General features: G+C 70.7%; 22 protein-coding genes and 1 riboswitch. Of the genes, 8 read left to right on the top strand and 14 right to left on the bottom strand.

Going from position 1 to position 25,859, the window contains the following annotated elements:
* Positions 1 to 4: 4 nt before the first annotated feature.
* The 13 genes from murC to T333_RS15190 all read right to left on the bottom strand — a co-directional run bounded on the left by murC (position 5) and on the right by T333_RS15190 (position 16,225).
* Entirely contained in the window at positions 5 to 1,492 is a 1,488-nt protein-coding gene (murC, locus tag T333_RS15130; protein ID WP_355004257.1) for a UDP-N-acetylmuramate--L-alanine ligase, read from the bottom strand.
* Complete coding sequence (gene murG / locus T333_RS15135) at positions 1,489 to 2,649, bottom strand: undecaprenyldiphospho-muramoylpentapeptide beta-N-acetylglucosaminyltransferase (protein WP_355004256.1); 1,161 nt, start codon at positions 2,647 to 2,649, stop codon at positions 1,489 to 1,491. Before murG ends, murC begins: the two co-directional genes overlap by 4 nt.
* On the bottom strand, positions 2,646 to 4,094 hold the full coding sequence (gene ftsW / locus T333_RS15140; RefSeq protein WP_355004255.1) for a putative lipid II flippase FtsW: 1,449 nt from the start codon (positions 4,092 to 4,094) through the stop codon (positions 2,646 to 2,648). The genes murG and ftsW overlap by 4 nt, the downstream gene beginning before the upstream one ends.
* Positions 4,091 to 5,533 (bottom strand): UDP-N-acetylmuramoyl-L-alanine--D-glutamate ligase, encoded by a 1,443-nt coding sequence (gene murD, locus T333_RS15145; RefSeq protein ID WP_355004254.1) that lies wholly within the window; start codon positions 5,531 to 5,533, stop codon positions 4,091 to 4,093. The genes ftsW and murD overlap by 4 nt, the downstream gene beginning before the upstream one ends.
* A gap of 49 nt (positions 5,534 to 5,582) precedes the next feature.
* Positions 5,583 to 6,659 carry a phospho-N-acetylmuramoyl-pentapeptide-transferase gene (gene mraY / locus T333_RS15150; RefSeq protein WP_067849178.1) on the bottom strand — a complete coding sequence of 359 codons (1,077 nt, stop codon included), beginning with the start codon at positions 6,657 to 6,659 and terminating at the stop codon, positions 5,583 to 5,585.
* 76 nt (positions 6,660 to 6,735) lie between these two features.
* Positions 6,736 to 8,331, bottom strand: coding sequence for a UDP-N-acetylmuramoyl-tripeptide--D-alanyl-D-alanine ligase (locus tag T333_RS15155; RefSeq protein ID WP_496424841.1), 1,596 nt, complete (start codon positions 8,329 to 8,331; stop codon positions 6,736 to 6,738).
* A 76-nt stretch (positions 8,332 to 8,407) separates the two neighbouring features.
* A complete protein-coding gene (locus T333_RS15160) occupies positions 8,408 to 9,982 on the bottom strand; it encodes a UDP-N-acetylmuramoyl-L-alanyl-D-glutamate--2,6-diaminopimelate ligase (RefSeq protein WP_357254810.1) in 1,575 nt (524 codons plus the stop codon).
* 155 nt (positions 9,983 to 10,137) lie between these two features.
* Positions 10,138 to 12,024 (bottom strand): peptidoglycan D,D-transpeptidase FtsI family protein, encoded by a 1,887-nt coding sequence (locus T333_RS15165; protein ID WP_496424842.1) that lies wholly within the window; start codon positions 12,022 to 12,024, stop codon positions 10,138 to 10,140.
* Positions 12,021 to 12,929: a cell division protein FtsL gene (gene ftsL, locus T333_RS15170; protein WP_357254806.1), complete on the bottom strand. Its 909-nt coding sequence runs from the start codon at positions 12,927 to 12,929 to the stop codon at positions 12,021 to 12,023. Before ftsL ends, T333_RS15165 begins: the two co-directional genes overlap by 4 nt.
* Positions 12,930 to 13,080: 151 nt before the next feature.
* A complete protein-coding gene (gene rsmH / locus T333_RS15175) occupies positions 13,081 to 14,070 on the bottom strand; it encodes a 16S rRNA (cytosine(1402)-N(4))-methyltransferase RsmH (RefSeq protein WP_355004296.1) in 990 nt (329 codons plus the stop codon).
* A gap of 219 nt (positions 14,071 to 14,289) precedes the next feature.
* Positions 14,290 to 14,721 carry a division/cell wall cluster transcriptional repressor MraZ gene (gene mraZ / locus T333_RS15180; RefSeq protein ID WP_067785767.1) on the bottom strand — a complete coding sequence of 144 codons (432 nt, stop codon included), beginning with the start codon at positions 14,719 to 14,721 and terminating at the stop codon, positions 14,290 to 14,292.
* Between the two features lie 514 nt (positions 14,722 to 15,235).
* Positions 15,236 to 15,661: an SCO2097 family morphological protein gene (locus tag T333_RS15185; protein ID WP_355004249.1), complete on the bottom strand. Its 426-nt coding sequence runs from the start codon at positions 15,659 to 15,661 to the stop codon at positions 15,236 to 15,238.
* A 126-nt stretch (positions 15,662 to 15,787) separates the two neighbouring features.
* Positions 15,788 to 16,225: an SAV_6107 family HEPN domain-containing protein gene (locus T333_RS15190; protein WP_355004248.1), complete on the bottom strand. Its 438-nt coding sequence runs from the start codon at positions 16,223 to 16,225 to the stop codon at positions 15,788 to 15,790.
* A gap of 139 nt (positions 16,226 to 16,364) precedes the next feature.
* Here T333_RS15190 and T333_RS15195 point away from each other — a divergent pair, with 139 nt between their 5' ends.
* From T333_RS15195 to T333_RS15215, 5 genes are read left to right on the top strand one after another with little or no spacing between them, the layout of a single operon-like run.
* Positions 16,365 to 16,976, top strand: a complete 612-nt coding sequence (locus tag T333_RS15195; protein WP_355004247.1) for a GNAT family N-acetyltransferase — start codon at positions 16,365 to 16,367, stop codon at positions 16,974 to 16,976.
* Complete coding sequence (locus T333_RS15200) at positions 16,973 to 18,541, top strand: phytoene desaturase family protein (RefSeq protein WP_496424843.1); 1,569 nt, start codon at positions 16,973 to 16,975, stop codon at positions 18,539 to 18,541. Before T333_RS15195 ends, T333_RS15200 begins: the two co-directional genes overlap by 4 nt.
* 53 nt (positions 18,542 to 18,594) lie before the next feature.
* Positions 18,595 to 19,446, top strand: coding sequence for a carotenoid biosynthesis protein (locus T333_RS15205; protein ID WP_357254799.1), 852 nt, complete (start codon positions 18,595 to 18,597; stop codon positions 19,444 to 19,446).
* 27 nt (positions 19,447 to 19,473) lie between these two features.
* The gene (locus T333_RS15210; protein ID WP_496425301.1) at positions 19,474 to 20,223 is read left to right on the top strand and encodes an LppM family (lipo)protein; all 750 of its coding nucleotides are present in this window, start codon (positions 19,474 to 19,476) and stop codon (positions 20,221 to 20,223) included.
* Positions 20,196 to 21,356 (top strand): glycosyltransferase family 2 protein, encoded by a 1,161-nt coding sequence (locus tag T333_RS15215; protein WP_496424844.1) that lies wholly within the window; start codon positions 20,196 to 20,198, stop codon positions 21,354 to 21,356. The genes T333_RS15210 and T333_RS15215 overlap by 28 nt, the downstream gene beginning before the upstream one ends.
* Positions 21,357 to 21,518: 162 nt before the next feature.
* On the opposite strand, the gene T333_RS15220 is transcribed toward T333_RS15215, so the two are convergent.
* Positions 21,519 to 22,256: a hypothetical protein gene (locus tag T333_RS15220; protein WP_496424845.1), complete on the bottom strand. Its 738-nt coding sequence runs from the start codon at positions 22,254 to 22,256 to the stop codon at positions 21,519 to 21,521.
* A gap of 266 nt (positions 22,257 to 22,522) precedes the next feature.
* Positions 22,523 to 22,617, top strand: a riboswitch (SAM riboswitch).
* Between the two features lie 516 nt (positions 22,618 to 23,133).
* Between T333_RS15220 and T333_RS15225 the strand changes: the two genes are divergently transcribed.
* Genes T333_RS15225 through T333_RS15235 form a run of 3 tightly spaced genes read left to right on the top strand, consistent with a single transcriptional unit; the run spans position 23,134 to position 25,857 of the window.
* Positions 23,134 to 24,069 carry an amino acid ABC transporter permease gene (locus tag T333_RS15225; RefSeq protein ID WP_496425302.1) on the top strand — a complete coding sequence of 312 codons (936 nt, stop codon included), beginning with the start codon at positions 23,134 to 23,136 and terminating at the stop codon, positions 24,067 to 24,069.
* Complete coding sequence (locus tag T333_RS15230) at positions 24,066 to 24,839, top strand: amino acid ABC transporter ATP-binding protein (RefSeq protein ID WP_496424846.1); 774 nt, start codon at positions 24,066 to 24,068, stop codon at positions 24,837 to 24,839. The genes T333_RS15225 and T333_RS15230 overlap by 4 nt, the downstream gene beginning before the upstream one ends.
* Positions 24,840 to 24,897: 58 nt before the next feature.
* Entirely contained in the window at positions 24,898 to 25,857 is a 960-nt protein-coding gene (locus T333_RS15235) for an ABC transporter substrate-binding protein (RefSeq protein ID WP_496424847.1), read from the top strand.
* Positions 25,858 to 25,859 lie beyond the last annotated feature (2 nt).

Raw genomic sequence — 25,859 nt, forward strand, 5'->3', positions numbered from 1 at the left:
CGGCTCACCGCCCGTACTGGGGACGCGCCCGTAGCCCGTCGAGTATCTGGCTGCCGAGCATGGTGACATCGCCCGCGCCCATCGTGATCACGACATCGCCCGGCAGCGCGAGCCCGGCCACCTGGCGTCCGACCCGGGACATATCCGGTTGGTAATGCACGGGTTTGGTGACCGACTGGGCGACGAGCGCACCGTTCACGCCGGGCAGCGGCTTCTCCCGCGCGCCGTAGACGTCCAGCACGACGACCTCGTCGGCCAGGCTCAGCGCGAGGCCGAAGTCCTCGGCGAAGGTGGCGGTGCGGCTGTACAGGTGCGGCTGGAAGACCACGATCACCCGGCCCTGGCGCGACCGCGCGCCGTCGCGCGCCTCCTGCTGCACCAGTTCGGCCGCGGCGCCGAGCACCGCGCGCACCTCGGTGGGATGGTGCGCGTAGTCGTCGAAGACCCGCACGCCGTTCTCCCTGCCGACGAACTGGAACCGCCGGTGCACGCCGCCGAAACCCTCCAGGCCCTGGAGGATCTCGTCCACGTCGGCGCCCGCCGCCCGAGCCGCGAGCAGCGCGGCCAGCGCGTTGAGCGCCATGTGCCGCCCAGGCACCGAGAGTCGCAGCGTGCGCGGCGCGGGTTCGTCGGCCAGCTGGAATTGAGCGAGCCCGCCCACGTCGCGCGGCTCCCAGCTGTGCAGCCGGACGCCGACCGGGACCGGGGCGTCGGCGAGTTCGCCGGAGCCGTAGCCGAGCACCCGAACGCCCTTGTCCGCCAAACGGGTTCCGACCCGCTCGGCCAGCGCCCGTGAGCCCGGATCGTCCAGGCACACCACCAGCAGGCCGCCCGCGGCGAGCCGGTCCGCGAAATCGTCGAAGACCTGCACGTAGGCGGCGTCGGTGCCGAAGAAGTCGAGGTGATCGGACTCGATGTTGGTGACCACCGCGACGTCGGGGTCGTACTGCAGCAGCGAGCCGTCGCTCTCGTCGGCCTCGGCCACGAAGACCTCGCCGGTGCCGTGGTGGGCGTTGGTGCCCGCCTCGTTGAGTTCGCCGCCGACCGCGAAGGACGGATCCAGGCCGCAGTGCTGCAGCGAGACGATCAGCATCGAGGTCGTCGACGTCTTGCCGTGCGTGCCCGAGACGAGCAGGGTGCGGTGCCCGCGCATCAGCGAGGCCAGCACCGCGGGGCGGAGCAGCACCGGGATGTCGCGCCGATTCGCTTCCACCAGCTCGGGATTGGTCTTCGGGATGGCCGCGTAGGTGGTCACCACCGCGGTCGGGCCGCCGGGCAGCAGATCGAGCGCCGCCGCGTCGTGACCGATGTTGACCTGCGCGCCGCGAGCACGCAGCGCGAGCACGCCGCGGCTCTCCTTGGCGTCCGAACCCGACACCGAGCCGCCGCGGGAGAGCAGGATGCGGGCGATGCCGGACATCCCGGCGCCGCCGATGCCCACCATGTGCACCCGCTCCAGCTCGGGCGGCAGTGCCGAACGCTCGTCGGTCATCGGCCCCGCCCCAATTCCACCACGATCCGCGCCACTTCGTCGGCGGCGTCGCGGTGCCCGGCGCCTGCCGCGGCGCGGCCCATCTCGGTCAACCGTGCGGGGTCCATGAGCAGCGGTATCACCTCGTCGATCACGTACTTCGCGGACAGTTCGGCATCGGGGACAATTCTGCCACCGCCCTGTGCGACCACGGGACGGGCATTGAATTCCTGTTCGCCGTTGCCGTGCGGCAGCGGCACGTAGAACGCGGGCAGGCCGACGGCGGACACCTCGGCGACCGTCATCGCGCCGGACCGGCACACCACCGCGTCGGCGGCGGCGTAGGCCAGATCCATCCTGGACAGATACGGCACCGCCACGTAGCGCGCGGCGTCGTCGCCCGCGGCGACCTCGAGCGTGTTCTTCGGGCCGTGCGCGTGCAGCACCGAGACGCCCGCCGCCGCCAGCTGCGGCGCGGCGCCCGACACCGCCTCGTTCAGGCTGCGCGCGCCCTGCGATCCGCCGAACACCAGCAGCACCGGCCCCTCGGCGGGCAGGCCGAAGTGCGCGCGGGCCTCGGCGCGCAGCGCCGGGCGATCCAGCGAGGTGATGGCCTCGCGGACCGGGATGCCGACCACCTCGGCGCGCGGCAGGCCGGAATCCGGCACCGCGGCGAGCACCCGCGCGGCGCGCCGGGCGCCGACCTTGTTCGCGATGCCCGCCTTCGCGTTGGCCTCGTGCACGACGACCGGCACCGCGCGCCTGCGCCGCAGCACTCCCCGGCCCGCGGCCAGGTAGGCGGGCAGCGCGACATAGCCGCCGAAGCCGATGACGACGTCGGCCCGCACCATATCGATGACGGCCCTGGTCTGGGCCACCGCGGCGCGCACCCGGCCGGGCAGCCGCAGCAGATCCGCGGTCGGCTTGCGCGGCAACGGCACCGGCGGGATCAGCTCGAGCGGATAGCCGCGCTCGGGCACCAGCCGGGTCTCCAGACCGCGTTCGGTGCCCAGTGCCGTCACCCGGATCGAATCGTCGAGGCGCCGCAGCGCGTCCGCCACGGCGAGGGCCGGTTCGACATGTCCGGCCGTGCCACCGCCCGCCACGATCACCGAAAGCCCGGATCCCTTCGCGGACCGCTGTGTTGCGTCGGCGGTACTCCCGGGTCCCGCATTCACCTGGATCTTCCCCGTTCTCTAGCGTGTGGCATCGGATAGTTCGGCTCCCAAGCCCTGGTGGCACGCAGCGAACTGGTGCCCCGGCTCTCCGGCGAGCGGCGTCGCGGCTGCCCGCCGGATTGTCCGCGCCGCGGCGGCGCTTGGCGCGACTTGGACCGCTCGGTGCGGGCCCGCTGCGCGGCGGCCTTGGCGGCGTTGCGCGCCCTGGCCGCCTCCGCCTTGGCGGGCGAGTACACCTCGGGCTTGGGTAGTCGGAGCAGACGGCTGAACCGCCCGTCCTGCCCGGCCTGCAGCGCCGACACCGCCTCCGGCTCGTGCCGTGCGGCGTTGGCGATGATGCCGAACATGAACAACGTAATGGCCAGCGAGGAACCGCCCGCCGAGACCAGCGGCAGCTGCAGACCGGTCACCGGAAGCAAGCCGACGACGTAACCGACGTTGATCAGCGCCTGCGCGGTGATCCAGGTGGTCGCGGTCGCGGTGAGCAGCCGCAGGAACGGGTCCACCGACCGGCTGGCGATGCGCAGACCGGTGTAGACGAACAGCGCGAACAGCCCGAGCACCAGCGCGCAGCCGAGAAAGCCGAGTTCCTCGCCGATGATGGCAAAGATGAAGTCGTTGTGCGAGTTGGGCAGGTAGCTCCACTTGGCCCGGCTCTGCCCGAGCCCGCGGCCCCAGATGCCGCCGTCGGCCAGCGAGTACTGCGCCTGCCGCGCCTGATAGCCGATGCCCTGCGGGTCCTCGCCGGGATTGAAGAAGGCGCGCATGCGGTCCGAGCGATAACCCGCGGAGAGGGCGAGCACCGCCGCGGCCACGACGCCGGACACCGCGATGGTGACGAACAGCCGCACCGGCAGCCCGCCGAACCACAGCAGCGCCGCGAGCACGATGCCGAGCGCGATGGTGGTGGACAGGTTGGGCTCGAGCACCACGAGCAGACACACCAGCATGCCCGCCGGAACCAGCGGCACCAGAATGTCTTTCAGCGCCGCCTGCTCCGACCGGCGCGAGGCGAGCAGGTGCGCGCCCCACACGACCAGCGTCACCTTGACGATTTCGGAGGGCTGCACCGACACCGCGCCGAGGTCGATCCAGCGCCGCGAGCCCTGCACCTCGCTGCCGATGCCGGGAATCAGCACCAGCACCAACGCGAGCACCGACAGCGCGAACACCGGGAACGACCACTGCCGCAGCCTGCGCATCGGAATGCGCAGCGCGACATAGAACAGCACGCAGCCGATGGCGGCGAACATAGCCTGCTGGACGAACAGCGAGTACGCCGATCCGCGTTCGGCATAGGCCTCGACGCTGGAGGCCGACAGCACCATCACCAGTCCGAGCACGGTGAGCAGGGTGGCGATGGTGACGATCAGATGGAACGACGCGAGCGGGCGCGCCAGCCAAGCAACGAACCTGGCCGCGGGCACTCGCGTCGTCTCCGTCATAGCCGCCGCCCGATGTCACCGTCTTCCAGCGTGTGCACCGCGGTGGCGAAACTGCGTCCGCGGTGGGTGTAATCGGCGAACATATCGAGGGAGGCCGCCGCGGGCGCCAGCAGCACGGTGTCACCCGAGCGGGCGAATTCGGCGGCGGCGCGGACGGCTTGCGCCATGACGGCGTCGGCCTTGTCGGATCTCGACGGGTCGTCAGCCATCACAGCATCGTCCCCCGCGCGCACCTCGACGACCGGGACCTCGGGCGCGTGTCGCGCCAACGCGGCCGCGAGCACCGGCGCGTCGGACCCGATGAGCACCGCGGCGACGAGCCGGTCGGCGACCTCCTCGATCAGGTCTTCCACACCGGCGCCCTTGAGCTGCCCGCCCGCGATCCAGATGACGTGCGGGTGCGCCAGGATCGACGATCGCGCGGCGTGCGGATTCGTGGCTTTGGAGTCATCGATGAAATCGACGCCGGCCAGCTCGCGCACGAAGGCCGCCCGGTGCGGGCCGACCTTGTGCTCCTGCAGTCCCTCCTTGACGAACTGCGGCGCCACGTCGATGGCCCTGGTCAGCGCGGCGGCGGCCAGCGCGTCGGCGACGCCCGCCGGTCCCTGCGGGCTGATGTCGCCGACCTCGGCGAGAATCGCGGCCTTGGTGAACGCGCGATCGAGCAGTTTGCCGTCCACCACGCCGAGTTCGCCGTCGGCGGGCACGCCGATGCGGAAGCCGACGGTGCGGCGGGCCTTGGAGCGACGGGCCAGCGAGGCCGCCACCGGATCGTCCAGGCCGACCACGCCGACCCGCCCGACCAGCGCCCGCGCCTTGGCGGCCGCGTAGGCGTCCAGGCCGCCGTGCCAATCCAGGTGATCCTCGGCCACATTCAGCACGACGCCGGCCTCCGGCCGCACCGACGGCGCCCAGTGCAGCTGGAACGAGGACAGTTCCACCGCGAGCACCTGCGGGCCGGGATTGCGGCGCAGCGCGTCCAGGATCGGGGTGCCGATGTTGCCGCAGGCGACGCTGGCGATGCCCGCGGCGCGCAGGATGGCGTGGGTCATCTGGGTGGTGGTGGTCTTGCCGTTGGTCCCGGTGATGACCAGCCACTTGCGGACCGGCCCGTAGATCCTGGCTTGATCGACCCACCAGGCGAATTCGACGTCGCCCCACACCGGGATGCCCTCGGTGACCGCGGAGACCAGGACCGGCGAGTCCGGCCGCCAGCCCGGGCTGGTGATCACCAGCGCGAAGCGGCTCAGATCGGCCGACTCCAGGTCGACGCAGGTGGCCACCTCCAGGCCGAGTTCGGACGCCTCGGCGAGCGCCTTCGCGCCCGCGTCGGTGACAACCGGATGCGCGCCGATATCGCGCAGCGGTTCCACCAGCGAGCGGCCGGAGACGCCCCAGCCCGCGACGAGCACGTCACGGCCACGGAGGAATTCGAGCATGGGCCCCGGAGATCGCAGGGCCCGCGGAGAATGTTCGACCATCGCTAGTTCACCCGACCGCGGAGAGGTATTCGCTGTAGAACAGACCGAGGCCGACTGCGGAGGCCATGGCGGCCAAGAGCCAGAACCGAATGATCACAGTCGTCTCGGCCCATTTGCTGAGCTCGAAGTGATGATGGAACGGCGCCATCTTGAACAGCCGGTTGCGGGTGGTGCGGAAGACCGCCACCTGCAACACCACCGACACGCCCTCGGCGACGAACAGCGCGCCCATCACGATCATCAGCAGCTCGGTGCGGGTGGTGATCGAGATGCCCGCCAGCAGACCGCCGAGCGCCAGCGACCCGGTGTCGCCCATGAAGATCTTGGCGGGCGCGGCGTTCCACCACAGGAAGCCGATGCACGCCGCGGCGCCCGCCGCGCAGACCAGCGCGAGGTCCAGCGGGTCGCGCACGTTGTAGCAACCGGTCTCGGGCTTGGTCGCGCACGCGTGGTAGTACTGCCAGAACGTGATGATCACGTAGCCGCCGAGCACCAGGCTCATCGAGCCCGCGGCGAGTCCGTCCAGACCGTCGGTGAGATTCACGACGTTGGACCAGGCGACGACCACGAAGCACACGAACGCCAGGAAGATGATCACCCCGGCCGACACCGTGTTGATGTCGCGCACGTAGGACAGGTGGCGGCTGGCGGGCGTCAAACCGTTCTCGCCGCGGAACTGGAGCGCGAGCACACCGAAGATGACGGCCGAGGTGAGCTGGCCGATGTACTTGCCCGCGGCGGTGAGACCGAGGTTGCGCTGCTTGCGCAGCTTGATGAAGTCGTCGGTGAAGCCGACGGCGCCCAGCGCGGTGGCCAGTCCGAGGACGAGCATGCCCGACGCGGTCGGTCCCTCGGCGTCGTAGCCGATGCCGATCAGGTGGGAGCCGAGGTAACCGGCCCACATACCGATCAGGATGGCGACGCCGCCCATGGTGGGCGTGCCGCGCTTGGCCTGGTGGCTGGCCGGGCCGTCGACCCGGATCTCCTGGCCGAAGCCCTGCTTGGCGAAGAACTTGATCAGCAGCGGGGTCAGCAGGATCGACACCGCGAGCGCGATCGCCGCCGCGAAGAGAATCTGTCTCACGACCGCGCCTCGCTAACACTCGGCTCGGTCGTTCGACCGAAGGCCGCTGTGCCCATTGTTCGTTCGCTCCGCTCGCTCACTGCCCTGCCTCCGCGCTACTGCCCCCGCGCCCCGTGGCACGTTCCGCGCCGGTCAAGTGTTCGGCGACCGCCCAGAGGCCGACCGACTTGGACGCCTTGACCAGCACCACATCGCCCGCTTCGACCTCGTCGTCGAGCAGCGCGATGGCCGCGCCGATATCGGGCACGAGGACCGACTCCTCGCCCCATGAGCCTTCCATCACCGCTCCCTGGTGCATCGCGCGGGAGGGCCTTCCGGTGCCGACGACGACGAGACGGTCCACGTCGAGACGCACCGCGAGCCTGCCGATGCCGTCGTGCTCGATCACGGATTCCTCGCCGAGTTCGGCCATCTCGCCGAGCACGGCCCAGCTACGCCGCGGCTCGTCGCCCGCGCGCGACATCGTCACCAGCGCCTTGAGCGCGGCGCGCACCGAGTCGGGGTTGGCGTTGTAGGAGTCGTTGACGACGGTGACGCCGTCGGCGGTGGTGCGCACGTCCATCCGGCGCTCCGACACCCGCTGGGCGCCGGACAGCGCCTGCGCGATGGTGTCCAGGTCGGCGCCGCAGGCCAGCGCGACCGCGACGGCGGACAGCGCGTTGCCGACCTGATGCTCGCCGTGCACGGCCAGCTGGATCGGCGTGCTGCCCGCCGGGGTGTGCAGCGTGAACCCGGCGCGCGCCTCGGAATCGAGGCGCACGTCGGTGGCCCTGATGTCGGCGTTGGCGGCCTGCCCGACTCGAACCACCTTGGCTTTCGTCCGACTCGCCATCGCGGCCACCTGCTGGTCGTCGGCGTTGAGCACGGCCAGACCGGTCTCGGGCAGCGCCTCGACGAGTTCGCCCTTGGTCTGCGCGATGGCCTCGCGGCTGCCGAACTCGCCGAGGTGCGCGGTGCCGACATTGAGCACGACGCCGATGCTCGGCGGCGCGACCCGGGCGAGCGCGGCGATGTGACCAGGCCCGCGCGCGGACAGCTCGAGCACCAGGAATCGCGTCTTCTCGTCGGCGCGCAGCGCGGTCCAGGGGTGGCCGAGCTCGTTGTTGAACGAACCGGGCGGCGCGACGACCGGGCCGAGCGGCGCGAGCACCGCGGCGAGCAGGTCCTTGGTCGAGGTCTTGCCGGAGGAACCGGTGACCCCGACGACCGTCAGGCTGCCTTCGGCCGTGTCCGATTGGCGGCGCTCGCGGGTCCCTGCGTGGTCACGCTGCGCTACCGCCTCCGGGCCCGTCGCTCCCGCCGCGGCAAGCCGTTCGACGCTGGCGCGCGCCAACGCGGCGAGCGCGGCCAGCACCGCGGCGCCGGAGCCGTCCGAATCATGGGTCAGGGCAACGGAAGTCGCGGGCACCCTGCCCGGGCTCGGGGTCACCACGATGGCGGGCACGCCGACCGGGCGCGCGGCGAGCACCGCCACGGCGCCCGCGGCCACCGCGGCCGTCGCGTACTCGTGTCCGTCGGCTCGCTCACCCGGCAGGGCCAGGAAGAGACCACCGGAACCGATTCGGCGCGAATCGAATTCGACCGAACCGGTGACTCGCGCCTCCGGGTCGGGTACGTCGTGCAGCGTGCCGCCGACGACCTCCGCGATCTCCCGCAGTGTCATCTCGATCATGAAACCGTCAAGTCCTCCGCGTCCGTCCCGTGCGGACTTCGCTGTGCTCGCTGAACATGCTGTGCCGCCTGAAAGTTCATGCCCGCGCCTCCGCGGCCACCTTGCGCGACAAGGCGTCCGCCACGACATCGCGATCGTCGAAAGGGTGTTTCACACCCTGGATCTCCTGGCCCGTCTCGTGGCCCTTGCCCGCGATCAGCACGGCGTCGCCGGGCCGTGCCCAGTCCACCGCGGCGGCGATGGCCGCGGCCCGGTCGCCGATCTCGCGGACCTCGCCGCGCTCGTCGGCGGGCACGGCCAGCGCGCCGGCGCCGATCGCGGCCCGGATCGTGGCGGGGTCCTCCGAACGCGGGTTGTCGTCGGTGATGACGAGCAGGTCGGCGCCCCTGGCCGCGACCTCGCCCATCAGCGGTCGCTTACCCGCGTCGCGATCGCCGCCCGCGCCGACCACCACGGCCAGGCGCCCGGGCGCGGCCGGGTTGTCGGCGGCCAGGTGCACGCGCAGGGTGGCGATCACCGACTCCAGCGCCGCGGGCTTGTGCGCGTAGTCCACCACGGCGAGGAAGTCCTGGCCGCGCTCGACGCGCTGCATCCGGCCCGGCACGTCGACGGCGGCCAGCGCGGCCGCGGCAGCGGCGGGATCGACACCGGCGGCAGCGCACACGGCCACCGCGAGCAGCGCGTTGGCGACGTTGTAGCGGCCGGGAAGACGAAGGCGCACATCGACATTCGTGTCCGGACCGGCGGCGGTGAACCGCTGCTCCGGGCCGTGCGCGGCGACCGCGCCCGCCACGTGCCAGTCCGCGGGTCCGGTGGTCGCGACCGTGGTCGGCGCGGGCAGGCTCGCGGCCAGCCTGCGGCCCCACTCGTCGTCGACGCAGATCACCGCGGTGCGCGCGGCGACGGCCGAGCCCGGCTCGAACAGCCTGCGCTTGGCGCCGAAGTAGTCCTCGAAATCGGCGTGGAAGTCCAGGTGATCCTGGGACAGATTGGTGAACGCGCCCACCGCGAAGCGCACGCCGTCGACCCGGCCGAGCGCCAGCGCGTGGCTGGACACCTCCATCACCACCGCGTCCACGCCCTGCTCGACCATCAGCGCGAACATCGCGTGCAGCTGCGGCGCCTCGGGGGTGGTCAGCGCGCTCGGCACCCGGCGGCCGCCGATCCTGGTCTCGATGGTGCCGATCAGCGCCGTGGACAGGCCGCCCGCCGCCAGGCCCGCCTCCACCAGATAGGAGGTGGTGGTCTTGCCGGAGGTGCCGGTGATGCCGACGATGCGCAGGCGCTCGGAGGGGTTGCCGTACAGGGCCGCGGAGAGTTCGCCGAGCACCTCGCGCGGCCGTTCGCGCACCAGCACGGGAACGCCGAGTTCCCCGGCCAGCGCGGCCCCCTCGGCGTCGGTGAACACGGCCACCGCGCCGCGCGCGACGGCGTCGGCGGCGAAGCGCGCGCCGTGCGACTGCGAGCCGGGCAGCGCGGCGAACAGATCGCCGGGCCGCACCGCGTTCGAACGCTGCTCGATTCCGGTGACCACGAGATCGCCGGGAACCGTCGCCGACGGGCGGGCGCCGGTCAGCTCCAGCACGGTGGTCAGCGGTGTCGACGGCGGGTCGACCGGCCGCAGCACGGGCTGGCTGGACTGCGCGGGCACCTCGCTCCTCTCTGACAGGACATCTGTAGACGGCACGGATTGCTGGTGACGAGTCAGGTTACCGACGCTGACTCATCGGTGAACAACGCGCCTCGGTGTTGCCGCGCCGATGGCGCGCCGGGGCGGGCGAAATACCACGTTCGACAATGCCGGAATCACACACCGGCCTGCAGGACGAACTTCTCCGCGGGCGCGGTCGACGGTGGGATCCGGTCGCGCTGCAGCGCCCACGACGCGATGCTGTGGAACAGCGGCGCCGCGGACTGGCCGCCGCTGCCGTCGGAGCTGCGCACCGGGTTGTCCAGCATCATGCCGATCACGTACCGCGGGTTGTCGGCGGGGGCCATGCCCGCGAAGGTGATCCAGTAGCTGGAGGACGAGTAGCACTTGCAACCCGGATCGATCTTCTGCGCTGTGCCGGTCTTGCCCGCGATCCGGTAGCCCTCGATCGCGGCGGGCCAACCGGTGCCGTTCTGGTCGGCGTTCATCGGATCGCGCTGCACGACGGCTTGGAACATGTGCCGCAGCGTCTGCGCGGTCTGCGGGCTGACCACCCGCACGCCCTCCGGCTGGGGCTCTTCGGTGCGAGCGCCGTCCGGTGCGATCTCGGCCCTCACGATGCGCGGCGGGATGCGCAGGCCGTCGTTCGCGATGGCCTGGTACATTCCCGTCATCTGTAGCGTGGACATCGAAAGGCCCTGTCCGATGGGCAGATTGGCGAAGGTGCCGCCGGACCACTGATCACGCGACGGTACCTGGCCTCCGGTCTCGCCCGGCAGGCCGACGCCGGTGCGCTGGCCGAGGCCGAAGCGGTACAGCATGTCCGCGTAGCGATCCTCGCCGACGCGCTGGGCCAGCATCAGGGTGCCGACGTTGGACGACTTCGCGAAGATGCCGGTGGTCGTGTACGGCGCCACGCCGTGGCCCCAGGCGTCGCCGACGGTGACGCCCGCCATCCGGATCGAGCCGGGGACCTGATGGACCTCGTCGGGGTGCGTCAGCCCGTATTCGATGGCCGCGGCCGCGGTGACGATCTTGTTCACCGAGCCGGGTTCGAACGGGTCGCTCACCGACGGGTTGCTCGTCTTGGCCGAGCTCCAGTTCTGCGGGCCCAGCGTCGGGTTGAACGTGCTGTCGTTGGCCATGGCGAGCACCTGGCCCGTCTTGGCGTCCAGGACCACCGCCGAGGCGCCCTGGGCGCCGGACATCTGCCTGGCCTGCTGCACCTGCTGCTGCACGTAGTACTGCAGATCGGAGTCGAGGGTGAGCTCGACGCCGTGGCCGTTCACGGCGGGCTGCTTGTCGCGCCAGCTGCCGGGAATGACGGCGCCGTCCGAACCGCGGTCGTAGGTGTGCGAGCCGTCGGTGCCCGCGAGCACCGAGTCCAGCGAGGATTCCAGGCCGATCAGGCCGTGCCCGTCCCACCCGGTGGCGCCGAGGATGTTGGCGGCCAGCGATCCGCCCGGGTACTCGCGCCGCGGCTGCGAATCCGCGCCCACCTCCGGGAACTGCACGGTGATGTCCGTCGCGACACGCGGGTCGACATTGCGCGCCAGATAGACGAACGTCTCGTCACTGCGCAGTTTGTCGAGCAACGCCGATTCCGCCGGCGCGTTCTTGCCCAGCTTCTCGTGAATGGTCTTGGCGATGGCTTGCAGCCGCTCGTCCGGGTCGGGAGCCTTGTCGCTCTTGGCCTTCGCGTCCTCCAGATCCTTGCGCACCCGCACGGGCTGGAAGTGCAGTTCCACGGCGGTGGTGGTGAAGGCGAGCGACTTGCCGTTGCGGTCGGTGATCGGGCCGCGGGTGGCCTGGTCGGTCAGCCGCACGGTGCGCTGACTGGCCGCCTGCGCCGAGAGTCCGGGGGCGGAAATACCTTGGATCCACAGCAATTGGAGCACGACGACGGCCAACGCGACCAGCATGACGATCCGGCCGACTCCGAGGCGCAGCCGAACGGGTCGATCGGCGGCGGCGCGCGATCTCGACGGCCTCGATGCCACCGGCCCGCGCCGCTTGCGCGGCGCGGGCCTGGTCTGGGTCATCGGATGCCTCCGGGTTGATCTTGCGGTGCGACCTGCGCGCCCGGCGGTGCGGGCTGCTGACCGGCTGGGACTTGCGCCACCGGCTGCGGCGCCGGATCCGGTGCCACGGCGGGCTCTTGGGCGGCGGGCTGCGGCGCGGCTGGGTCCGCTGCCGGATTCTGGGCCGCGGGTTGCGGCGCTGCCGGATTCTGGGCCGCCGGTTGCGGCACCTCGGCGGGCGGCGGAGGTAGCGGCGACGGCTGAACCGCGACCGCCCCGGGAGCCGGTGCGGCGGGTGTGGGGCTCGGCGTGTTGCCGTTGGCCTGCTCGGCGCTCGGCCTGCCCGGCGTAGTCGACACCGGCACGACGCGCTCACCCTGCGCCTGGGCGTGCCCGGGCTGGGGGGACGGGCGCGCGGACGGCGTGACGTTCAACGGCGGCACGGGCGGGCCCTGCGCCGGGGTCTCCTTGCCGATCACCGTCACGGTGCCGTCCGGGCCGATCACCAGCCGGGCCGGATCCTTCGCCGGGATCATGCCCAGTTCGCGGGCGCGCGCGGCGAGTTCGGGCGCGGAGTCGGCGGACTCGACCTCGCGCTGCAGCGCGGCGCGCTCCTCGGAGAGCTTCCTGTTGAGTTCCCTGGCGTCACCGAGCTGGTAACTGTCCTCGGCCGCCCTGGTGGTGAGCAGCAGGGTGAGCGCGAGGCCACAGCCGAGCATCGCGATGATCGCCGCGACGAACGGTATCCGCGCGGCCATCACCGACCGGCGGGTCGGCAGCCGCGGTCCCGCGTCGGCGCGCTGCTCGGCACGCGTCTTGCGCTTGGCGTAGGCGCGTTGCGCCGCACCGGATTTGACCCGCTCGGCAGCCTGCACGCGACGGGCGACCCGGCCCGGCGACTGGACCGTGCGCGTCCGGATACTCATGGTGTCGTCGCCTCCTCTGTTCCGCAAGAACACCCCCGCCCCGTCGACGTCGTGCGGCCCGCGACGATCGGCGCGCGCGGTGCGCCTCCGGTCGCGGACCGACGTCCGATGAGCGCGACGGCACTCGAGGTCTGGCTCGATGTCGTCACCCTCATCCCCTTTCCTGAATCCGTTCGGCCGCCCGCATGCGCACGGGCGCGGCCCGCGGGTTCTCGTCTATTTCCCGCTCGGTCGCCTTCTCGGCGCCGCGGGTGAGCATTCGGAATTCCGGTCCCATGCCCGGCAATTCGACCGGTAGGTCCACCGGCGTGCGCGAGGTGATCCGCGGCGCGAGCTCCTGCTTGACGACCTTGTCCTCCAGCGACTGGTAGGACATGATCACGATCCGGCCGCCGAGCCGTAGGGAGTCCAGTGCGGCGGGTAGCGCGGCGCGTAGCGAGTCGAGTTCGCCGTTCACCTCCACTCGCAGCGCCTGGAAAGTGCGCTTGGCGGGATGACCGCCGGTCCGCCTTGTCGCGGCCGGAATGGTCGCGTAGAGCAGTTCGACGAGTTCGGCGCTCGTGGTGAACGGCCGCTGCTGACGGCGGCGCACCACCGCCGAGGCGATCTTCCCCGCGAAACGCTCCTCGCCGTAGGTCTTCAGCACCCTGGCGAGATCGCCGTGGCTGTAGGTGTTCAGCACGTCGGCGGCGGTGATGCCGGTCGTCGGATCCATCCGCATGTCCAGCGGGGCGTCGACGGAGTAGGCGAACCCGCGGTCGGCCTCGTCCAGCTGCATCGAGGAGACGCCGAGGTCCATCAGGATGCCGCTCACCGAGCCGAGCTGATCGAGCCCGGCCTGGGTCAGCGCGCCGGCGATGCCGTCATAGGTGGTGTGCACCAACGTGATTCGGTCCGCGAACGGGCGCAGCCGCTCCTCGGCCAAGCGCAGCGCGTTCGTGTCCCTGTCCAGCCCGACCAGTCGCAGCTCGGGATAGGTGCGCAGGAAGTGTTCGGCGTGACCGCCGAGGCCGAGGGTGGCGTCGACGTAGACGGCGCCGGGCTCGGTGAGCGCGGGACCGAGCAGTTCGTCGGCTCGGCCCAGGAGAACCGGGACATGCCGGGGGCCGTCCTGTTCGCGGTTCACCTCGACCTCCCGGATCCTGCCTCGCGTCGTCGCTTTGCACCGGATGGCGAGCGCCGGTGGCCGAACGTTCGACCATCGCACACGGGTCGCCTTGTTCCACAGTGCTTTTGATAAAGAAGCTGCTGTCGAGAACGAATGCCCCGTGGTCTCTGACCGAACAACGGCACCTGGCGTCGGGGAAGTACGCCAGGGTCCGCGTCCGGGCAGAGGCCGCGTGGCACTCGTCCGCTCGGGCTAGAAGATTCCGCCCAGCGACTCGTCTCTCGCTTGCGCGTAATCCTCCTCGTGCTCGGCGAGGTAGGACTCCCACGCCTGCTTGTCCCAAATCTCGAGGAAGTCGACGGAGCCGATCACCACGCAATCCCGGTCCAGGTTCGCGTAGCGCCGATGATCCGCTGACAACGTGATGCGGCCCTGTGCGTCCGGACGCTGTTCGTCGGTTCCGGCCGCGAGTGCCCTGACGAACGCGCGGGCCTGCGGATTGCTGCGAGACGCCGCCGCGGCTCGTCGAGCGAGCGCGGTGAACTCTTCCTTGGGGTACACGGCAAGGCTGTGGTCCTGACCCTTCGTGACCATCAACCCTCCCGCCAGATCGTCTCGAAACTTCGCAGGCAACGTGAGTCGCCCTTTGTCATCCAGTCGAGGTGTGTAGGTACCGAGAAACATCTCGATACCTCCCTACTGGATCACCTCTCTGGATGGCCTCTCCTGTAGTGCGCGCTCCACATTACCCCACTTTCCCCCACTTTCAATCGAAAGTGGAGGTGATCTGGCTCCCCGCCGAGACGATTTCGCAGGTCATCCCAGCTATCACCGGGGTGGGGAACTTTTTGCATGTTGTGCCGACACGCGGGCACCGGCGCGTGACGGCCCGGAAACATCCAGCAAACCGCCCTGGTAGCCAAGGCTCTCGAGCGTATCGGGGGTGGTGCTGGGGGAAGGTGGGGGACGCCGTGGGGAGAAGTGGGAACCGTCTCGGGGAAGGGGGAGGTACGTCCAAAGGAACAGCCGTATGGGAGTCCGTACGAAGACCGCGCACGGCCGGTGCGAGTGCGGCGATCACCTACGAAGACGCGTCCCCTACCGTGGCGCGGCAGGGCCTGAACGCGAGCAGGCGACGCCGCACCATCGCATGGTGCGGCGTCGCCTGCCGTATGAAGATATCGGGGCTACAGCCGAGCTACTCCTGCTCGAACCGTCTCCGGAAGCGATCCTCCATGCGTTCGGAGAAACCACCGGACTTGCGCTGACGCCCATGTCCGCTCGATCCGCCACCGCCCGGCCCGCTGGAGGGCGCCTCGCCGGAACGCGCGCCACGGGCGGCGCCCTTGGAATTGCCGAGCAGCAGCAGCACGCCGGCGCCGAACATGACGATGAATCCGATCAGGCTGATGATCGGAAAGCCACCGGGCTTCACCGGAGCGGCGATACCGGCGACCAGTAGAAACAGACCGAGGACGAACAAGGCCGCGGCCTGGAGTCTGCGACGACTCGAGGTCGAGCGAAGGCGTCCGCCGCGGACGGACGAGGCGAACTTCGGATCCTCAGCATAGAGCGCGCTCTCGATCTGTTCGAGCATGCGCTGCTCGTGCTCGGAGAGTGGCACGGTACCTCCCCCGGCACTAGGACGTGGCTTGTCGCCTCCGGGTAGGCGACAGATAGCCGACCTTGGCGGCTATCTGTCACCAATGATACGAGTTCGATCAGGGCCGTACCACCTTCTCGGTGATAACTAAGCGGTCATGCCTCCGCCCCATCCCGGCGCGGGCCGCAACCGGGCGGCCGACTTCAGCAGATCTTCCACGTCGTGCAGGAATGCCCCCACCCGCGAAGAGAACTCGTCGGCCTGCCGCTCGTCCACTTCGCGGTCCAGTCCGGCCTCCAGCGCGGCGCGCAGTTCCGAGCGCGCGCTGAAGTAATCGGCCCACATGACGAACTCGGGCGCGGCGCGCTGCAACAGCACCCAAGCGTTGCGCGAGCGGGCCCGCGGCGCGGCGTCGGCGCCGGTGAACGCGAGCACCGCGCCCGCGCCGCGCAGCGCGGCGAGGTACGCGGTACGGAAGCGCTCCCGCGGATCGGTCTCCCCTGCCGCCTGCAACAGCAGTCCGTCGGCCTTCTTCAGCAGTTTCCCCGCCTTGCCGGGCTGGCCCGGCTGCTCGATCCGACTCATCGGCTCGTCCCTCCGCACTCGTACACCTCTGGTCCCCGTGCACCGCGCGGACCGAACAGGTATTCGAACGTTTGAATTGAGCTTGAATATAGTGACGCCCACCGACAACTTTCCGCGTCCGCGCGGTCCGACGAGAGCCATGACAGCCGTCAAGCCACATCACTCACCCGCACCCGTCGTCGTCGACCTCTCGGTCGCGGATCTGCGCTACCGGCTGCACGACGCGCTAGCGGTCTATGTCGCCGCGATGGACTATCCGCGCGGCACCGAGAACCATCGCGCGCCGATGTGGACCGAGCACACCACCCGCGCGGGCTGGCAGGCGGTCGCCGCGCTGCTTCCCGACGAGGACGGCCGCGTCGACCTGCGCACCTCGCCCATCGTCGCCATCGCCTACGGCTACCGCGGCGCGCCGCACCAGTGGTGGCACCAGCAGGTGCACAGCGGGATGCGCCGCTCCGGCTGGCCGGAACATTCGGCGCGCGAACTGCTTTCGGACTATTTCGAGCTGACCGAGTTGCACGTGCACCCGAGCGCGCAGGGCCGCGGCATCGGCGCCACTCTGCTGCGCAGGCTGCTCCAGGACCGGACCGAGAGCGCGGTGCTGCTGTCCACGCCGGAGGTGGCGGGCGAGGAGAACCGCGCGTGGCGGCTCTACCGCAGGGAGGGATTCGCCGACGTCATCCGGCATTTCGTCTTCGCGGGCGACAACCGGCCCTTCGCGATTCTCGGCAGGCGGCTGCCGCTGTGAACGTGGTGGTCGTCGGTTCCGGCCACAACGCCCTGGTGGCGGCCTGTTATCTGGCGCGCGAGGGTCATCGGGTCGAGGTGCTGGAGCGCGACGAGGTGCTCGGCGGCGCGGTGTCGACGGTCGAGCGTTTCCCGGGACACCTGGTGGACCGCGGCTCCTCGGCGCACATCATGATCCGGCACACCGGGATCGTCGAGGAGCTCGAGCTGGAGCGCTTCGGACTGCGTTATATCGATTGCGATCCGTGGGGTTTCACGCCCGCCGATGCCGAGGGGCGGCCGCCGCTCGTCTTCCACCGCGACGTCGACGCGACCTGCGCGTCCATCGCGGCGGCGTGCGGGACGGCCGACGCCGAGGCGTATCGGCGGTTCGTCGCGGTGTGGGGTCCGCGCAGCGCGCGGGTGATGCGCGCGTTCGGCGGCGCGCCGGGGCCCGGTCATCTGCTGCGCTCGTTCTGGGGGCTGGACGCCGAGGCCGGGGGCAGCGCGCTGTCCAGGGAGTTCCTGCAGTCCGGTGACGCGTTGCTGGACAGCTTGTTTCGCGACGAACGGCTCAAGGCGTCGCTGGCCTGGTTCGGTGCGCAGTCCGGTCCGCCGATGTCGGAACCGGGCACGGCGCCGATGGTCGGCTTCGCGGCGCTGATGCACACGCTGCCGCCGGGGCGGGCGGTCGGCGGCAGTGGCGCGTTGAGCGCGGCGCTGGTCGCGCGGCTGCGCGCCGACGGTGCGACGGTGACGGCGGGTGACGCCGTCACCTCGATCGGGCGCGCGGGCGAGGGCTGGGTGGTGCGCACCGCGTCCGGGCGGAACCTGCGCGCCGACGCGGTGATCGCGGGCGCGCACGTCCTGACCACGCTGGACCTGCTGCGCGCGGGCGGATTCGACGAGGCGACGCTGGACGACTGGCAGCGCCGCATCCGGGTCGGGCCCGGCATCGGCATGGTGGTGCGGGTCGCGACGAACGCGCTGCCGGGTTATCCCGGTGCCTCCCCGGCTGCATCCGCGCGCGGCCTGCAATTCCTCGTCTCCGACCGCGCGCAGCTGCGGCGCGCGCACGGCGCGGCGCTGGCGGGCGATCTGCCGCCGCGGCCGGTGGTGCTGGCGATGAGTTTCAGCGCGCTCGATCCGAGCATCGCGCCGCCGGGCGAGCACCAGCTCTCGCTGTGGGCGCAGTGGCATCCCTATCGGCTGGCCGACGGCAGCGACTGGGCCGCGCACGCCGATCGCGAGGGCGATCGGATCATCGCCGAGGTCGACTCGTACGCACCGGGTTTCGCCTCGAGCGTGCGCGAGCGGTTCGTGCAGACGCCGGTCGACCTGGAACGGGAGATGGGGCTACGCGGCGGCAATGTGATGCACGTGGAGATGTCGCTGGACCAGATGATGCTGTGGCGGCCGCTGCCGGAACTCTCGGGTCAGCGGGTGCCCGGTGCGCCCGGACTGTATCTGACGGGGGCGTCCACCCATCCCGGCGGCGGCGTCTCGGGCGCCAGCGGACGGACGGCGGCGCGGCTCGCCCTGCGCGACGCTCGGCGCAGGCGGTTCCCCTTCGCACGCAAGCGATGACGGACCCGATGATGCGGACGCCGGAACACGAGAGCGTGCGACAGGCTCGGTCGATGATTCGGCCGGTGCGGCACCCCGTGCCGGTGCTGCTCGCGGCCTCGCTCGTGCTCGCGCAGATCGGCTATCCGCTCACCGAGGGCGCGGCGCGGGATCGGATCACCGTGGTGATCGTGCTGTTGTCCGCGGGCACGGCCCTCACGCATGCCGCCGCGACGCGCGGAACTCGGTACGCGCTGGGGTTTGTGGTGATCGTCTCGGGGCTCGGCCTGCTCGCCGAGATGCTCGGCGTGGCGACCGGAATCCCCTTCGGCTGTTACGAGTACGCGCAGGACCGGATCGGGCCGTCGCTGGCGGGCGTGCCGCTGCTGGTGCCGCTGGCCTGGACCGGCGGGATGTATCCAGTGTGGATCGTGGCCGGGATCGTCAGCCGCGGGACCGTGGGCCGGGTCGTCCTCACCACGGTCGGGGCGGTGGGGTGGGACCTGTTCCTCGATCCGCAGATGGTGGCCGACGGTCAATGGACCTGGTGCGATACCGATTCCGGGCTGCCGGGCCTGGCCCATATCCCGCTCACCAACTACCTCGGCTGGTTCTGCGTCGGCCTGCTGATGGCGCTGCTGCTCGAAGTCTGGGACCGCGCCGCGCCCGCCCCCACCCGACCCCGCTCCGGCGCCTCGCTGACCGTGCCCGTCGCGATCTTCCTCTGGACCTGGCTCGGCTCCATTCTCGCCCACGCCGTCTTCCTCGATCTTCCCTACTCGGCCTGGTATGGCGCCCTCGGCATGGCGCCGCTCGGCGTGCCGCTCCTGATCCATTCGGCCCGGCACAGGCGAGGCGGGACGGGGTGTGTCGTCGTGTCGCGCCCGCCGCGTGGCGATTCGGACGTCGGGCCTGGCACGATGTGAGCCGTGCAACCGAGTCCCGCCGCCACGATGCCCGAAGTTCCGGTCCGACCGTCGCCGCGCGCACCCCGTACCAGGGTGCGGGTAACCGCGGGCGTGCTGCTCGCCGTGCTGTTGGCTCCGATGCTGGCGGGGTGCCTGCGGGTGCAGGTGTCGATGGGTGTGTCGTCCAACGACCGGGTGTCCGGGCGGATCATCGCCGCGGTGGTGCCCGCGAGTCCCGAGGACAAGGGTCCGCAGCTGAAGGCGCCCGAAACCCTGGCGGCGAAGGTGCGGGTCGAGCCCTACAACCAGGACGGTTACCTGGGCAGCAAGGTGTTCTTCGAGGACCTGTCCTTCGGTGAGGTGCAGCAGCTCGGCATGTTGTCCGATCAGACGCAGGGCATGTTCCAGCTGAACTTCAAGCGCACCGGCGATCTGGTCAGCCTGGAGGGGCGGGTCGACCTGAAGTCGGTGCCGCCGCACGGCTCCGACGTGCAGTTCACCATCGCGTTCCCGGCCCGGGTAGCCAAGACCAACGGTAACCGCGAGGGCGATTCCACCGTCTCCTGGAAGCTGCCGCCCGGCGAGGTGTCCAGGGTGCTCGCCGAGGTCCACTACGCCGACCCGAACACGCGCTCGTTCGCGGGTTGGGCGGGCATCGTCGGCGGCATCACCCTCGCGGTCGCCGCCATCGTCGCGGCCATGGCGTACATGGACCGCAACCCCGCCGCGCCGGAAGTTCCCGAGCACCAGTTCTCCTGGCGGCGTTGGTGGCGGACGGTCAAGCAGTTCCGCTGATCGCGCTGGTGCGGATCGGCACGGCCATCGCACTCGCGGGTTGCGGTACCGCGCTGATCAATCGGCTCTCGACGCCGCGATTGGATGCGAATGCCGAAGTGGCCGAGGCGGTTACCGTGTGCGTACCGGCTCGTGACGAAGCGGAGCGGCTCCCCGCGTTGCTCGCCGATCTGCGCGCGCAGACCGGCGTGCCCGGCCTTCGGGTGCTGATCCTCGACGACGGTTCCACCGACGGCACCGCGGCGGCCGCGCGGGAGGCGATCGCGGGTGATCCCCGCTTCGAGGTCATCCGTTCGGAGGCCGAACCGCCCGCAGGATGGACCGGCAAAGCCGCCGCGTGCGCCCGCCTTTCCGAATCCGTCGACACGCCGATCCTGGTTTTCCTGGACGCCGATGTGCGGCTGGCCCCGCGAGCCATCGCCGCGGCGGCACGCGCGGTTCGCGATCGGGGCGCGGCTTTGGTCTCGCCGTGGCCGACGCAGCGAGCCGAGTCCATCGCCGAGGCGCTGGTGCAGCCGCTGCTCTGCTGGTCCTGGGCGTCGACGCTGCCCATCGTGCTCGGCAACCGCGGCCACCGTCCCTCGACGGCGGTCGCCTGTGGCCAGTTCCTCGCCTTCGACACCGCCGCCTACCGCGCCATCGGCGGGCACGCCTCGGTGGCGCACAGCCCCGTCGAGGACCTCGACATCGCCCGCGCCCTCCGCCGCGCCGGCCACACCACCCATCTCGTCGCCGCCGGGCACCTCGCCCGCACCCGCATGTACCGCGGCGCGGCGGAGATCGAGGCCGGGTACACGCGCTGGCTCTGGTCCGCCTACGGCGGCTCACCCGCGGCGGCCGCCGCCGTGGGAACCGCCCTCGCACTCGGTTATTGGCTTCCCCCGCTCGCCGCCCTGTTCGGCAGCGGACCGACCCGCCGCACCGGCGCGCTCGGCTACGCCGCCGCGGTCACCGGTCGACTCCTCGCCCGATCCCTCGAATCCGGCGGCGCCCTCCGCCGCGCCGACGTGCTCGCGGGCCTGGCCCATCCCGTATCGGTCGCCGCCTATCAGCGCCTGATCCTCCGCTCCCACCGCGCGAAAAGCCGTGGGGCACTGCGCTGGAAGGGCCGCGCGCTGCCCGAGACCACCTGAGCAGGCGCGCCCCATCAACCCCTCGAACCCGAGGATCGTTGAGCACTACCGCCGATTTCCAGCGCCCCTGCACCCGAGACGTGGCGGGGAACATCCTGCTGGCGCAGAAGACGACTCCGGCTCGGTCACAGGACCGAGCCGGAGTCGTCGGAGGCCGGAGCCTTACGGGACCGAGGTGATACCGACGGTCGGGAGGAAGAAGCAGGACTGGTTGCCGTTGTCGACGGTGCCGAAGACGGCGGCGAGCACGGTGCCCTTGCCGGTGTCGACGGGGACGGCGCGGATGCCGCCGACGGGGAGTGCCGCGAAGAAGAACTCCTGGACGGCGCGTTCGGCGTGCGGGCGCAGGTCGGCGGGCACCTCGGCGGGGATCATCGCGCGGAAGATGTCGGCGAGCGGGCCCATTTTGGTGATGCCGCTGCGGCCGTTGCTGATGTTCAGCCAGGCCACTTGCATCCCCGCGGTATTGCGGCTGTCCTGGTTCACGCCGTAGGGCACGAAGGTGAACATGGTCTGGCCGGACTTCACGGCCGTCAGATCCAGACCGGGAATGGACACCGTGGTCTTGGGCCACGGTCCCGGCATCGCGCCCGCGACGGCGGGCACCAGACCGAAGGTGCTGCCGTTGCCGCAGAACGCCGCGGCGGTCGGGTACAGGAACGGGTCCATCCCGAATCCGCGCAGCGCCTCCACGGTGGACTGGTAGGCGCCGAGCAGGTCGCCCGGTGCGGCGGCCTGCTGTTTGCCCGCCAGTTCGGTGGCGGCCGAGGGTGCGGCGGGTGCGGGGGCGGGCGCCGCCACGGCGGGGGCGCAGACGCCGAACGCCAGCGCGACCGAACCGGTCGCGGCGGCGGTGAGAGTGGTGAAGCGGCGCAACAGGGTCACAGCGGTGCTCCTCATCGTCGGCACGGTGAGGACACGGTACTCCGGCAAACTCGCTCAGCAGCCGTTTCGGCAATCGGCAAGTTTTCGGCGCGTCGGCTTGCACCCGCATCTCAGAGCGTTTTCGGGCAGCCGACCGGCCGACCCGCGCAATGATCACCGGTCGTTCCGTCCGGAACCAGGGCTGCGCTCACCCTGATTTCTAACCTTGTCCGGCGCATGCCCTGCTCCGCATGATGATTCGGCTCGACCCCTGCTGCGCCCGGAGCGGACCGGGGTCCGCAACACCATCCAGAGCGACCGAGAGACCTGGCTCGCCGACGTCGCAGCAACCCCCCGGACAACCGGGTGCGGGTGCTTCCGCCAGGAACGATGGAGGACCGAATGATTCGCCCACGCAACGCCGCCCGCCGGACCCGACGCCACACCGAGTCCTGCCGCCGAACCTCAGCCAGCTGTCCGCGCTGATCCAGCGCCAGACCGTGCACCCGTCGCTGGCCGGGTGCGGTGACCAGCGCGTTGCGCGGTCGCGTTCGAATCTCCCGAAGGGCCCGAAATGAGTGCGTCCCTCGCATCCGATGCGGCGGCGGCGGAAGACGCCGATCCCCCCGGCTCCGCCAACCGGTCCGTCACAGCAAACCAACCCAGCTCAGACGTGAGCGGACCCGCCGCCACCGGCGACCGACTCGGCTCAGCCGCGAACCGACGCGGTGCTGCCACCGACCAGCTCGGCTCGGGCGTAGCCGAACCTGGCACAGCGGCGAACCAACCCGCCGCACCCCCGGATCGGCTCGGCGAAACCGCCGACCGACCTGGCTCGACAGTCAGCGAAACCCCGTCTGTCACAACCTCTGCTGCGGGTTACCCGGATGCCGCCGGACAGCCGAATGCAACTATCACGGCAACCGGCACTCGACCCACCCCCAGAATCGCGCGCACGTACCACCCGTGGCGCTGGGTGATCAGCGCCGCCGCTTTGGTGCTGCTCGCCCAATTCGCGCACGGCCTGGCCACCAACCCGGGCTGGGATTGGCCGACGTTCGCGAAGTACTTCACCGCACGGTCGGTGCTGACAGCGCTGCGGGTGACTCTGGAGCTGACGCTGTGGGGCACCGCGCTCGGTTTCCTCATCGGCACTCTGCTCGCCGTAGCGCGGCTGTCGAACAATCCGGTGCTGCGGGTGATCGCGTGGGTCTACATCTGGGCGTTCCGCTCGATTCCGATGATCGTGCAGCTGCTGTTCTGGTTCAACATCGCTTACCTGTATCAGACTCTCTCGCTGGGGATTCCGTTCGGACCCGCGTTCCTCACCTTCGAAGTCAACGGTGTGATCACCGGATTCAGCGCCGCCGTGATCGGTCTCGCGCTGCACCAAGCCGCGTATTCGGCCGAGATCATCCGCGCCGGGCTCATCTCGGTCGATCCCGGTCAACTGGAAGCGGCGGCGGCGCTGGGGATTCCGCGCTGGCGGCAGTTCCGCACGATCGTCGTGCCGCAGGCGATGCGCTCGATCCTGCCGAACGCGACCAACGAGGTGATCAGCCTGTTCAAGGGCACCTCGATCGTCTCGGTGATGGCGATCGCGGAGCTCTTCTACCAGGTGCAGGTGATCTACGGCCGCAACGGCCGGGTGGTGCCGCTGCTCATGGTGGCGACGGTCTGGTACATCGTGCTGACCACGATTCTCACGGTGGCGCAGTACTACATCGAGCGCCATTACGCCAAGGGCGCCCAGCGCACCCCGCCGCCGACCCCGCTGCAGAGGCTGCGCCGCAGGGTCCGCGAGATCGCCGAGCTGGGTTCCGCCGCGCCGCGGGGAGCCACCCGATGACCGCGCTCGAGACGCCCGCCGTGCGGCTCACCGGCGTGCGGAAGTCCTTCGGTCGCACCGAGATCCTGCACGGCATCGATCTGACGGTGCGCGCGGGCGAGGTGGTCGCGGTGATCGGCCCGTCCGGCTCCGGCAAGTCGACACTGCTGCGGGTGCTCAACCACCTGGAGCCGGTCGACGCGGGCACCGTGCACATCGATGGCGAGCTGATCGGCTACCGGCTTCGGCGCGACGTCTTGTATCCGCTGCCGGATCGCGAGGTCCGTAAACAGCGCTCCCGCATCGGTTTCGTCTTCCAGCAGTTCAACCTCTTCCCGCATCTGACGGTGCTGGACAACGTCACCCTCGCGCCGCTCACGGCCCAGCGCAGGGACCGCGGCGAGGTCGAGCGCGAGGCGAAGGCGCTGCTGGAGCGTGTCGGCATCGGCGAACTCGCCGACGCCTATCCGCGCAGGCTGTCCGGCGGACAGCAGCAGCGGGTGGCGATCGCCAGGGCGCTGGCCGTGCGGCCGCGGGTGATCCTCTTCGACGAGCCGACCTCGGCGCTGGATCCCGAGCTGGTCGGCGAGGTGCTGGACGTGATCCGCGATCTGGCCGAGGACGGCACCGCGCTGGTGATCGTCACGCACGAAATCGGTTTCGCCCGCGAGGTCGCCGACACGGTGGTCTTCCTCGACGCGGGCGTGATCGTCGAACAGGGCACGCCCGCCGAGGTTTTGGACAACCCGAGCCATCCGCGCACCCGCGCCTTTCTGTCCCGAGTCCGATGAGCGCCGCGACGCCGGTCCCATCCAGCGCCCCAGCCTCCCCTCCACGAACAGGTTTCCGATGAAGTTCCCCGCCATGGCCGCCGCGCTCGCCGCGGCCGCGCTGCTGGTCACCGCGTGCGGCACCGACCCCGACGAAGACCGCCAGGTCTCCTCCGACGGCACGGTCGCCTTCGATCTGTCCCCCGAGCAGTCCGGCCGCGTGCGCGCGGACAAGGTCGACGCCATCGCCGCCGAGGTCCCGCAGGCCATCCGCGACCGAGGGACCCTGGTGGTGACCGGCGCGTCGGGCACCGCGCCGCCACTGCGCTTCTACGCCACCGACGACAAGACGGTGGTCGGCTCCGAGGTCGACTTCGCTTCGCTGGTCGCCGACATCCTCGGACTGCGATTGGTCGCGAGTGTGGCGGATTGGTCGCAGAACTTCGTGCGCGTCGACTCCGGTGAGGTGGACGCCTTCATCTCGAACGTGACCGTCACCGAGGAGCGCAAGGAGAAGTACGACTTCGCCACCTACCGCCACGACAACGTCGCGCTGGAGGTGCCCGCCAAGAGCGATCTCCAGTACCAGGACCGGAAGAGCCTGGCGGGCAGGCGGATCGGCGTCGGCACCGGAACCAACCAGGAACAGCTCCTGGTGAAATGGAACGAGCAGAACCGCGCCGAGGGGCTGCCCGCCATCGAGATCGCCTACTACGACAAGACCAGCGACTACTATCTCGCGCTCGCCTCGCAGCGGCTCGACGGCTACCTCGGCCCGAATCCGACCGCGATCTATCACGTGAGCACGGCGAACCAGACCAAGATCGTGGCTACGTTCTCCGGCGCGGGCGAGGCGCTGCAAGGCGAGATCGGCGTGCTGACGAAGAAGAACAACGGCCTGATCGGCGCCGTCCAGAAGGCGCTGCGGCATGCCATCGAGTCCGGCCTCTACCAGCGGGTCATCGATCGCTGGGGACTGCGGACCGAGGCAGTCACCGAATCGCGGATCAACCCGCCCGGTCTACCGAAGCAGCGGTGATC

This window comes from Nocardia sp. CNS-044, from assembly GCF_059570515.1.